Source organism: Bradyrhizobium acaciae (genome assembly GCF_020889785.1).
GTDB lineage: Bacteria > Pseudomonadota > Alphaproteobacteria > Rhizobiales > Xanthobacteraceae > Bradyrhizobium > Bradyrhizobium acaciae.
The window spans coordinates 1-10,810 of the sequence record NZ_JACMYK010000202.1; the positions used below are offsets into that span (position 1 = coordinate 1).

At 64.7% G+C, this 10,810-nt stretch carries 9 protein-coding genes and 1 other RNA gene; 6 read left to right on the forward strand and 4 right to left on the reverse strand.

Annotated elements, in window-relative coordinates:
* Positions 1-151: 151 nt before the first annotated feature.
* From fba to tkt, 4 genes are all read right to left on the reverse strand, one after another.
* Complete coding sequence (fba, locus tag H8A92_RS37645; protein WP_229183491.1) at positions 152-1,219, reverse strand: class II fructose-bisphosphate aldolase; 1,068 nt, start codon at positions 1,217-1,219, stop codon at positions 152-154.
* A gap of 137 nt (positions 1,220-1,356) precedes the next feature.
* Positions 1,357-2,553 (reverse strand): phosphoglycerate kinase, encoded by a 1,197-nt coding sequence (locus H8A92_RS37650; RefSeq protein WP_229200304.1) that lies wholly within the window; start codon positions 2,551-2,553, stop codon positions 1,357-1,359.
* Positions 2,554-2,697: 144 nt separating this feature from the next.
* Positions 2,698-3,705, reverse strand: a complete 1,008-nt coding sequence (gap, locus tag H8A92_RS37655) for a type I glyceraldehyde-3-phosphate dehydrogenase (protein WP_163160670.1) — start codon at positions 3,703-3,705, stop codon at positions 2,698-2,700.
* Between the two features lie 160 nt (positions 3,706-3,865).
* Positions 3,866-5,848 carry a transketolase gene (tkt, locus tag H8A92_RS37660; protein WP_229200305.1) on the reverse strand — a complete coding sequence of 661 codons (1,983 nt, stop codon included), beginning with the start codon at positions 5,846-5,848 and terminating at the stop codon, positions 3,866-3,868.
* Between the two features lie 321 nt (positions 5,849-6,169).
* Here tkt and H8A92_RS37665 point away from each other — a divergent pair, with 321 nt between their 5' ends.
* From H8A92_RS37665 to H8A92_RS37690, 6 genes are all read left to right on the forward strand, one after another.
* Positions 6,170-6,490 (forward strand): DUF4164 domain-containing protein, encoded by a 321-nt coding sequence (locus tag H8A92_RS37665; RefSeq protein ID WP_229200306.1) that lies wholly within the window; start codon positions 6,170-6,172, stop codon positions 6,488-6,490.
* Positions 6,487-6,870, forward strand: coding sequence for a cell division protein ZapA (locus H8A92_RS37670; protein WP_024579212.1), 384 nt, complete (start codon positions 6,487-6,489; stop codon positions 6,868-6,870). The genes H8A92_RS37665 and H8A92_RS37670 overlap by 4 nt, the downstream gene beginning before the upstream one ends.
* Before the next feature lie 327 nt (positions 6,871-7,197).
* A non-coding RNA gene (ssrS, locus tag H8A92_RS37675) (6S RNA) lies at positions 7,198-7,358 on the forward strand.
* 168 nt (positions 7,359-7,526) lie between these two features.
* The gene (locus H8A92_RS37680) at positions 7,527-8,105 is read left to right on the forward strand and encodes a 5-formyltetrahydrofolate cyclo-ligase (protein WP_229200307.1); all 579 of its coding nucleotides are present in this window, start codon (positions 7,527-7,529) and stop codon (positions 8,103-8,105) included.
* A gap of 2 nt (positions 8,106-8,107) precedes the next feature.
* The gene (locus H8A92_RS37685) at positions 8,108-8,935 is read left to right on the forward strand and encodes a TIGR00282 family metallophosphoesterase (protein WP_229200308.1); all 828 of its coding nucleotides are present in this window, start codon (positions 8,108-8,110) and stop codon (positions 8,933-8,935) included.
* Positions 8,936-9,007: 72 nt separating this feature from the next.
* A complete protein-coding gene (locus H8A92_RS37690; protein ID WP_229200310.1) occupies positions 9,008-10,783 on the forward strand; it encodes an adenylate/guanylate cyclase domain-containing protein in 1,776 nt (591 codons plus the stop codon).
* Positions 10,784-10,810: the final 27 nt, after the last annotated feature.

A 10,810-nucleotide genomic window follows, 5' to 3' on the forward strand; every position in this document is an offset into this window, starting at 1 on the left:
CTCGCCCCGCTTGCGGGGAGAGGTCGGAACGCATCGACAGATGCGTTCCGGGTGAGGGGGACTCTCTCCGAGTCCGTCTGGCAGCGTGAATGTCGCGCAGCCCCTCACCCCAACCCTCTCCCCGCGAAGGGCGGGGAGAGGGAGGGATAGATCAGGCCACCTTGGGATCGAGCTGGCCCGCGGCGTAGCGCTTGGCCATTTCAGCCGTGGTCAGCACCTTCTTGATCTTGCTGGCCTGGCCCGCAGTGTTGAACTCCTGCAGGCGCTGCTTGCACAGTTTGGTCATCGCCTCCATCGCGGGCTTCAGGTACTTGCGCGGATCGAACTCTTCCGGATTGTCCTTCAGCACCTTGCGGATCTGGCCGGTCATCGCCATCCGGTTGTCGGTGTCGATGTTGATCTTGCGCACGCCGTTCTTGATGCCGCGCTGGATCTCGGCGACCGGCACGCCCCAGGTCGGCTTCATCTTGCCGCCATTGGCGTTGATGATCTCCTGCAATTCCTGCGGCACCGACGAGGAGCCGTGCATCACCAGATGCGTGTTCGGCAGCTTGCGATGGATTTCCTCGATCACGTTCATGGCGAGGATGTCGCCGTCGGGCTTGCGGGTGAACTTGTAGGCGCCGTGCGAGGTACCCATCGCGATCGCAAGCGCGTCGACCTTGGTTTCCTGGACGAACTTCACGGCTTCGTCCGGATTGGTCAGCAGCTGGTCGTGCGACAGCTTGCCCTCGGCGCCATGGCCGTCTTCCTTGTCGCCCATGCCGGTCTCGAGCGAGCCGAGCACGCCGAGCTCGCCTTCCACCGAGATGCCGCCGAGATGGGCCATGCCGGTCACCGTCCTGGTGACGCCGACATTGTAGTCCCAGTCACCGGGGGTCTTGCCGTCGGCCTTCAGCGAGCCGTCCATCATGACCGAGGTGAAGCCGGCCTGGATCGCCGTCATGCAGGTGGCGGGCTCGTTGCCGTGGTCGAGATGCACGCAGACCGGGATCTGCGGGTAGATCTCGGTGACGGCATCCATCATGTGCTTGAGCATGACGTCGTTGGCATAGGACCGCGCGCCGCGCGAGGCCTGGATGATGACGGGCGCGTCGACCTCGGAGGCCGCGGCCATGATCGCCAGCGCCTGCTCCATGTTGTTGATGTTGAAGGCAGGTACGCCGTAATCATGCTCGGCCGCGTGATCGAGCAGTTGCCGCAACGTTATGCGAGCCATTCCATTTCTCCCTGGTGTGCGCGTTCGCGGATTTGAAGCGCGATGAGCTTAGGTTGAATCGTCATCGCGCTTTAGCTCATTGTTTGAGCATGATCTTTCGGAAAGCCGCTTCACGCCCTTCCGGATCATGCTCTGGATCAACCCTTTTTCAGAACTTCGACGCCCGGCAGCGGCTTGCCTTCCATCCATTCAAGAAACGCGCCGCCGGCGGTCGAGACGTAGGAAAAATCACCAGCCACGCCCGCCTGGTTCAGCGCCGCGACGGTGTCGCCGCCGCCGGCGACCGAGATCAGCTTCTTGGCCCTGGTGCGTTCGGCAGCGTGCTTGGCCGACACCACGGTGCCGCGGTCGAACGGCGTCAATTCGAAGGCGCCGAGCGGTCCGTTCCAGACCAGCGTTGCCGCATCGTCGATCGCGGCATGGATGCGCGCGATCGATTGCGGGCCGACGTCGAGGATCATGCCGTCGGCCGGGATCGCGTCGAGGCCATAGGCGTGCGACGGCGCGTTGGCGGCAAACTGGTTGGCGACAACGGCATCGACGGGGAGGATGATCGCGCAGTTCGCGGCGTTGGCCTTTTCCATGATCCGCAGCGCGGTCTCGGCGAGGTCCTTCTCGGCGAGCGACTTGCCGACCGCGATACCCTGCGCGTGCAGGAACGTGTTGGCCATGCCGCCGCCGATCACCAGCGCGTCGACCTTGTTCACGAGGTTTTCCAGGAGGTCGATCTTGGTCGAGACCTTGGCGCCGCCGATGATCGCGATCACGGGCTTGGTCGGTGCTTCCAGCGCCTTGCCGAGCGCGTCGAGCTCGGCCTGCATGGTGCGACCGGCATAGGCGGGCAGCTTGTGGCCGAGGCCTTCGGTGGTGGCGTGGGCGCGATGTGCGGCGGAAAAGGCGTCGTTGACCCAGATGTCGCCGAGCTTTGCGAGCTCCGCGACGAAGCCGGCGTCGTTCTTTTCCTCTTCCTTGTGGAAGCGGGTGTTCTCGAGACAGAGGATGTCGCCCTCCTTGAGGGCCGCAACCGCATTGGCCGCAGGCTCGCCGATGCAATCTTCGGCGAAGGCGACCGGGCGCTTGATCACCTTCGACAGCGCTTCAGCGACCGGCTTCAGCGAGTCCTTGGCATCGCGTCCCTTGGGGCGGCCGAAATGGGCGAGCAGGATCACCTTGCCGCCCTTGTCGGAGATTTCGGTGATGGTGGGGGCAACGCGCTCGAGCCGGGTGGCGTCGGTGACGCGGCCGCCGTCCATGGGGACGTTGAGGTCGACGCGCAGCAGCACGCGCTTGCCCTTCACGTTGACGTCGTCGAGGGTGCGGAACGATTTTGTCATGAGCGTTTCCTGTGCGGCCGGACACAGCCGTCCGGGGACGGCGTCGCTTTTCGCTTGCCGATGTCGCGACCGTCGAGGTCGCGAATGCGGGGGGCAAAGACGCAGATGCCCGGCACAGGGCCGGGCATCGCGGGTGGTCTCTCTTTAGAGCAGCTTGCCGATCGCGACGGCGGTGTCCGCCATGCGGTTCGAGAAGCCCCACTCATTGTCGTACCAGGCCATTACACGCACCAGCGTGCCGTTCTGCACCTTGGTCTGGTCCATGTGGAAGGTGGCCGAGTGCGGATCGTGGTTGAAGTCGATCGAGACGTTCGGCGCGGTGGTAAAGCCCAGAATGCCCTTGAGCTGCTGCTCGGAGGCGCGCTTCATCGCCTCGTTGATTTCCTTGGCGTCGGTGGCGCGCTTGGCGACGATCTTCAGGTCGATCACCGAGACGTTGGGGGTCGGCACGCGGATCGAGACCCCGTCGAGCTTGCCCTTCAGCTCCGGCAGCACCAGACCGATCGCCTTGGCGGCGCCGGTCGAGGTCGGGATCATCGACATCGCAGCGGCGCGGCCGCGATAGAGATCCTTGTGCAGGGTGTCGAGCGTCGGCTGGTCGCCGGTATAGGCGTGGATCGTGGTCATGAAGCCGGTCTCGATGCCGACCGTCTCGTTCAACACCTTGGCAACCGGCGCGAGGCAGTTGGTGGTGCAGGAGCCGTTGGAGACGACGAGCTGATCCTTGTTCAGCGTGTCATGGTTGACGCCGTAGACGATGGTGGCGTCGGCGCCATCGGCCGGGGCCGAGACCAGCACGCGCTTGGCGCCGGCGGTCAGATGCGCGGAGGCCTTGTCCTTGGCGGTGAAGATGCCGGTGCATTCCAGCGCGATGTCGACGCCGAGGGCCTTCCACGGCAGCTTGGAGGGATCGCGCTCGGCCGAGACCTTGATCTTGTTGTCGCCGACGCTGATCGAATCGCCGTCGACGGTCACGGTGCCCGGAAAGCGGCCATGCACGGAATCGAAGCGCAGCAGATGCGCGTTGGTCTCGACCGGGCCGAGGTCGTTGATGCCGACCACCTCGATGTCCTTGCGGCCGGACTCGGCGATGGCGCGCAACACATTGCGGCCGATACGCCCAAACCCGTTGATCGCGACGCGGATTGCCATGCTCGTCTCCTCTAATGCTGTTGTCAGCCCCGCGGGAGGGCTCCCACGAGGTTTTTACGGCGGAACGCCCGGTTCAGCCGGGCGCGTACGGAAAAGATGCAGCTTTGGTAATCCTTTTTCGCGTCAAGCTCAACCTTGGCCCGCGGGTGCCAGGCCAGCGTCAGACGCGCTTCGTGGCAGCGTTAACGACGGCTTCAGCGGTAATGCCGAAATGCGGGAAAAGGTCCTTCGCCGGGGCGCTGGCACCGAAACCGTGCATGCCGATGAATTCGCCGTCACGGCCGATCACGGCATCCCAGCCCCAGCGCACCGCGGCCTCGATCGCGATCTTGACCGGAGCGTTGCCGATAATGGCATTTTGCCGCTCGGCGGGCTGCGCCAGCAGCAATTCCAGCGACGGGACCGAGACGACCCGCGTCGCGATGCCGCGCCCGGCGAGCTGCTTCTGCGCCTCGACCGCGATCTGGACCTCGGAACCGGAGGCGAACAATGACACTTTCGCGTCGCCCTGCGCCGCGACCAGCTCGTAGGCGCCGTGGTTGCACGGGTTGTCGTTCGGCGCCGTGGTGCGGAGCTGCGGCAGGTTCTGGCGGGTCAGCGCCAGCACCGTCGGTCCGTCGATGCGGTTGAGCGCCAGTTCCCAGCACTCGGCGGTCTCGACCGCGTCGCAGGGACGGAACACGCGCATGTTGGGCATCGCGCGCAGCGCAGAGAGGTGCTCGACCGGCTGGTGGGTCGGGCCGTCCTCGCCGAGGCCGATCGAGTCATGGGTCATGACATAGACGACGCCGGTGCCCATCAGCGCCGACAGGCGCATCGCGCCGCGCGCATAGTCCGTGAACACCAGGAAGGTGGCGCCGTTCGGCGCGAAGCCGCCATGCAGGAAGATGCCGTTGAGGCAGGCCGCCATGCCATGCTCGCGAATTCCGTAATGGATGAAGCGGCCCTTCGGCGTCTTGGCGGCGAACCCGACCGCCGACTTCGCCTTGTTGTTGTTGGAGCCGGTGAGGTCGGCAGAGCCGGCGACGAATTCCATCGGCATCGCAGCCGCAATCACCTCGATCGCAGCTTCCGACGATTTGCGGGTCGCGACGTTGAGCGGATTTTCCAGGAGGCCCTTCTTGAAGGCGCGCAGCCCCTTGGCGAGCGATTGCGGCCGCTCGTGACGGATCCGGCGCTCGAACTCGGCGCGCTTGCGGTTGCCGAGCTGTGCGAACTGCTCGTCCCAGGCCTTGTGCTCGGCGGCGCCGCGGGCGCCCGCCTCACGCCACGCCTTCAGCACATCGTCGGGCACCGAGAACGGCTCGAGCGAGATGCCGAGCTTTTCCTTGGCGCCCTTGAGCTCAGCGGCGCCGAGCGCTTCGCCATGCGCCTTGGCGGTGCCGGCCCTGGTCGGTGCGCCGAAGCCGATCGTGGTCTTGCAGGCGATCAGCGAAGGCTTGCTGGATTTCTGCGCGCGGGTGATCGCAGCGGCGATCGCCTCCGGATCATGGCCGTCGATCAATTCGGCGGCCCAGCCCGCGGACTTGAAGCGCTTCACCTGATCGACGGAATCGGCGATCGAGGTCGGGCCGTCGATCGAGATGCCGTTGTCGTCGTACAGCACGATCATCTTGTTGAGCCGCCAGTGGCCGGCCAGCGCGATCGCTTCCTGCGAGATGCCTTCCATCAGGTCGCCGTCGGAGGCGAGCACATAGGTGTGGTGATTGACGATTTTCTTGCCGAACTCGGCGGCGAGCATCTTCTCGGCGAGCGCCATGCCGACCGCGGTCGCAATGCCCTGGCCGAGCGGACCGGTGGTGGTCTCGATGCCCTTGGTGTGGAAGTTCTCCGGATGGCCCGGCGTCAGCGATCCGAGCTGGCGGAAATGCTTGATCTGGTCGAGCGTCATGTCCTTGTTGCCGGTGAGGTACAGCAACGCATAGAGCAGCATCGAGCCGTGGCCGGCGGAGAGCACGAAGCGATCGCGATCGGGCCATGCCGTGTCGGCGGCATCGAATTTCAGGAATTTCGTGAACAGGACGGTCGCGATGTCGGCGGCGCCCATCGGCAGGCCGGGATGGCCGGAATTCGCCTTCTCGACGGCGTCCATGGCAAGGCCACGGATCGCATTGGCCATACGGGTGTGATCGACCTGCGTCATGATGAAAAGTCCGCCTGGAATGAGGAGCTGATTGCTGGACGCATCGGGGCGGGCAGCCGCGATACGCGCGTGGATGGCCTTACGGGTTGGAGGGTGGATTAGCACCTCAATTCCGCAAGTCCAAGGCGATGAAACGCCCCAAAACGGGGAAAAGTTGCCCGAAATCGCCCTATTTCATTGAACGGTGCATAGTTCTGCACTGCCGTTGCGCTGGGCTCGCTTGCCACGTAAATTTCGTCCCGTAAACGCTTGCCGAACCGCCAGTTTTGCCGTGCGGCAGCCATCTCTAACGGCCTACCTGAGGGGTCCACGCCGCGTGTCATGAGTGATCGTCTCGCCAACGGGTCTGGCAATACCGAGGCACCGCTTGCCGATATCGATGCTGCGACAAAGCGGCTGATGTCAGCGCTCGACGCGCTGGAAAGCTCGGTGGAGCGGCGGCGCGAGGCCGACCGCGACGAGAATGAATTGGCGAGCCGGATCCAGGCGCTCGGCGCCGATCGCTCCCGCCTTGCCGACGAGCTCGACGGATCGCTGGTGAAGTCGCGCAAGCTCGAGCGCGTCAATCGCGACATCGCGGAAAAGCTCGACGCGGCGATCGGCACGATTCGCGCCGTGCTCGAGGGCGGAGACAGCAGATGAGCCACATCAACGTCACCATCAACGGCCGGCAATACCGGATGGCCTGCGAGGAGGGCCAGGAGGTGCGGCTGCTGAAGCTCGCGGAAAATCTCCAGCAGCGCGTCGAATCGCTGCGCGGCAAGTTCGGCGAGATCGGCGATGCCAGGCTCACGGTGATGGCGGCGCTCACCGCCTGCGACGAACTGGTCGATGCGAGCGCGCGCATCCGCAGCCTCGAGGAAGAGGTCGAGCAGCTGCGCAATGCCCGCGTCGCCGCCACCGACCGCGCCCGCGCGACCCAGACCGCGGTCTCCAACGCGCTCAACGCCGCCGCCGAGCGGATCGAGCGCACCACGCAGGTGCTCAACCGCACTATCGGCGGCGGCATCGCGATCGGCTGATCCTCTGCTGGGGGGCAGGGCTATCCGATATGGCGATCGGCCATGACGACGTGGGAACGTCGGTTACAGAAGCACGCAAATGCCATACGCGCCTTTAGGGCGACTGTGGGTTGCTGGATTTCGGAATATTGGAAAAATATCCGTGAGTTGCCCGACGCCTCAAGCAGATTGATCGAACGCCCGCCGCTACTTTGCATGGGGTTGTTTTCAATATTTTGGCGCCGCGCACCCGCAAATGCTCTCCCGGGGGAGGGGGAAGAGAGAGCAGGAGCTCTGCGTCGTCCTTACCGCTGGCGGATTGCGGCAACGATAGCTAGATTAGCCCCCGCGAAGCTGCGTCGTGCGTCAGGAGCCATATATCCCCGGGGCCTTATCGATCCTTTAGGGAACTGTCCCTGGCCGGGTCCGTGGACCCGGACATATGGTGCCCACCTACTTTCGTAGGGAACTCCGGGATCGAGTGCTCCAACGGCCTCTGCGGCTTCGCACTATTTTTGCTGTTGCCTGGTCGTCGCGCGGCGGCGGTTCGATTGTGGTGCAGCGCTGTCCCCTGCGAAGCAGGGCGTCCGGCGCGCCGCGGCTGGTCTTACGAAAGCTAGCGTCTGTGGAATGATGGATCGTCCGTTGTCGCGGACGACGACAGCGGAAGATGGATCATGCACGCATCTCCATCGAAGGCCGAGCTTCGGGCGCTTGCCCTCGCCAAGCGCGACGCGCTGAGCGACGAGCAGCGCGCGACTGCTGCCGAGGCGCTTGCCAGGCGCGGCGCGCCGTTCGAGATCACGCAGGGCATGATCATCTCCGGCTATGCACCGATCCGCAGCGAACTCGATCCGGCCCCGTTGATGAAGAAGCTTGCCGACAAGGGTGCACGGCTCGCACTGCCCTGCATCAATGCGCGCGGCCAGTCGCTGACCTTCCGCAGCTGGTCGCCGCAGGACCGCCTGATGCTCGGGCCGCTCGGCATTCCCGAGCCGTCACCGGCCGCGGCCGAGGTTCATCCCGACGTGATGCTGGTGCCGCTTGCCGCATTCGACAAGCTCGGTCACCGCATCGGCTATGGCGCCGGCTATTACGACTATACCTTTGCGCATCTGCGCAAGGCCAAGCATGTGATCGGGGTCGGGGTCGCCTTTGCTGCACAGGAAACCAAGGCCATTCCGGCGCTGTCACACGACGTCCCGCTCGATTATGTGCTAACGGAGCGCAAGACGTTCGATTTCCGGAGTGCCTAGCCTTGCGTATTCTTTTCGTTGGTGACGTCGTCGGCAGGACCGGCCGCACCGCCATCGCCGACCACCTTCCCGGCATGATCAGGGACTGGTCGCTCGACCTCGTCGTCGTCAATGGCGAGAATTCCGCCGGCGGCTTCGGCATCACCGAGGCGATCTATCAGGAGCTGCTCGATGCCGGCGCCGACGCGATCACGCTCGGCAACCATGCCTGGAATCAGAAGGAGGCGCTGGTCTTCATCGAGCGCGCGCCGCGCCTGATCCGCCCCTTGAATTTCCCGCGCCATTCGCCGGGCCGCGGCGCCACGCTGGTCGACACCAAGAGCGGCAAGCGCGCACTGGTTCTCAACGCGATCGGCCGCGTCTTCATGGAGCCGTCCTCGAACGATCCGTTCAGCGCGATCGATCGCGAGCTCGAGGCTTGCCCGCTGCGCGAAGGCTGTGATGCCATCGTGCTCGATTTCCATGCCGAGGCCACCAGCGAGAAGCAGGGCGTCGGCTTCTTCTGCGACGGCCGCGTCAGCCTCGTGGTCGGGACCCATACCCATGTGCCGACCGCCGACCACCAGGTGCTGCCGGGCGGCACCGCCTATATGAGCGATGCCGGCATGACCGGCGATTATGATTCGGTGATCGGCATGCAGAAGGAGGAGCCGCTGCAGCGTTTCCTCACCGGCATTCCCTCCGGCCGGTTCGAGCCGGCCGGCGGCGTTGCGACGCTGAGCGGCATCGCGGTCGAGACCGACGATACGACCGGGCTTGCGGTCAAGGTCGCGCCGGTGCGCGCCGGCGGACGGCTTGAGCCCGCGGTGCCGGGCTTCTGGACCAGCTAGCCTGCGTCATTCTGTCATGCTTTGATGGGGCATTGATTTTTCGATTCCAATGAATTTTGCCACGGAGATTCCGTGACCAATGAACGCGTCGAACGACGGTTGGTAGCTTTGGTGGCGGCGGATGTCGCGGGCTATAGCCGCCTGATGAGCCGTGACGAGGAGCGGACACTTACCGACCTGAAGACCGCCCGCAAGACGGTGGTCGATCCGATCATCGCGACATGCCGCGGCCGTATCGTCAAGACAACCGGCGACGGGATGCTGGTCGAGTTCGCCAGCGCCGTCGACGCGACGCAGTGCGCAATCGGGGTTCAGCGCGGGATGGCGGAGCAGAACGCCGCGGTGCCGATCGATCGCCGAATTGAATTCCGCATCGGCATTCATGTCGGCGACATCATCATCGACAATGACGATATTTTCGGCGATGGCGTCAACATCGCGGCGCGTCTTGAGGGGATCGCCGAACCTGGTGGAATCTGCATCTCGGACGACGCCCACCGGCAAATCCGCGGCAAGGTCGATATCGACTTCGGTGACCTGGGTGCGCAGTCCCTGAAGAACATAGCTGAGCCGATGCGCGTGTGGCAGATTCGGGTCGACGGCGCACCTGCTGCTCGGCGCTCGAGCGAGGCCGTCGCGCCAGTCCCGCCGCTTCCGCTGCCGGACAGGCCGTCGATCGCGGTGCTGCCGTTCGACAACATGAGCGGGGATCGCGAGCAGGATTATTTTGCCGACGGCATGGTCGAGGAGATCATCACGGCGCTGTCGCGGTTCAAATCGCTGTTCGTCATCGCGCGAAATTCGAGCTTCGCCTACAAGAACGAGGCGATCGATATCAAGCGGGTCGGCCGGGAGCTCGGCGTGCGCTATGTGCTGGAAGGCAGCGTACGCAAGGCAGGCAACCGGGTCCGCATTACCGGACAGCTGATCGAGGCGGCGACCGGCAATCACATCTGGGCCGACCGTTTCGACGGCGAGCTCGAGGATATTTTTGGCCTGCAGGACAAGGTGACCTCGAGCGTCGTCGGATTGATCGCGCCGAGGCTGGAGCAGGCCGAATTCGAGCGTGTCAGGCAGAAGCCGACGGACAAGCTGGACAGCTACGACCTCTATTTGCGCGGCATGGCACTGATTCATCAGCGCGCCTCGCTCGCCGATGCCTACAAGCTGTTCAAGCAGGCGATCGGGCTCGATCCGGAGTTCGCCGCGGCGCATGCCATGCTGGCGTGGACCTGGATGGCCCGGCAGGCCACGAGCGGCTCGCCGCTCGACGGCCCGGAGCGGTTCGAGGCCGTCAAGCACGCACGGCTGGCGTCGCGGCTCGGCGAGGAGGATGCGTTCGTGCAGTCGACGGCCGGCCACGTGCTGACCTATCTCGGGCATGACTACGACCTCGGCTCGTCGATGGTCGAGGAGGCGATCGCATTGAACCCCAATCTCGGATTCGCCTGGTATTCGCGCGGCTGGGTCTCGCTGATGCGCGGTGAGACCGAACGCGCAATCGAGAGTTTCGACCACATGATCAGGCTTAGTCCGCTCGATCCCTTGCGCGTCAGCGCCTGGATCGGCATGGCGCACGCTTACTTCTGGCTCGAACGCTATGCGGAGGGATGCAGGGTGGCCAGGCGGTCGTTGCGCTTCAACTCCAATGCGCATTCATTGGGCGCCTTCATCATCAACGCGATCCGCGCAGGCGATGCGGAGGAGGCGAGAAAGGCGATCGCTCGTCTGTTGCGGGTGCATCCAGGCTTCCGCACCTCGCATATCAGCGAGGCGTTTCCGGTGCGCGATGCCGCACTGCGCGACCAGATCGGCGCCGCGCTGCGTGACGCAGGATTGCCCGAATAGCTGGTGTGACCCTAGAGCGTGATGAGA

What these genes read in the sequence shown, in the direction of transcription:
- fba (WP_229183491.1), bottom strand. Translation starts at nt 1,219, where the DNA reads ATGGCTCGCATAACGTTGCGGCAACTGCTCGATCACGCGGCCGAGCAT.
- H8A92_RS37650 (WP_229200304.1), bottom strand. Translation starts at nt 2,553, where the DNA reads ATGACAAAATCGTTCCGCACCCTCGACGACGTCAACGTGAAGGGCAAG.
- gap (WP_163160670.1), bottom strand. Translation starts at nt 3,705, where the DNA reads ATGGCAATCCGCGTCGCGATCAACGGGTTTGGGCGTATCGGCCGCAAT.
- tkt (WP_229200305.1), bottom strand. Translation starts at nt 5,848, where the DNA reads ATGACGCAGGTCGATCACACCCGTATGGCCAATGCGATCCGTGGCCTT.
- H8A92_RS37665 (WP_229200306.1), top strand. Translation starts at nt 6,170, where the DNA reads ATGAGTGATCGTCTCGCCAACGGGTCTGGCAATACCGAGGCACCGCTT.
- H8A92_RS37670 (WP_024579212.1), top strand. Translation starts at nt 6,487, where the DNA reads ATGAGCCACATCAACGTCACCATCAACGGCCGGCAATACCGGATGGCC.
- H8A92_RS37680 (WP_229200307.1), top strand. Translation starts at nt 7,527, where the DNA reads ATGCACGCATCTCCATCGAAGGCCGAGCTTCGGGCGCTTGCCCTCGCC.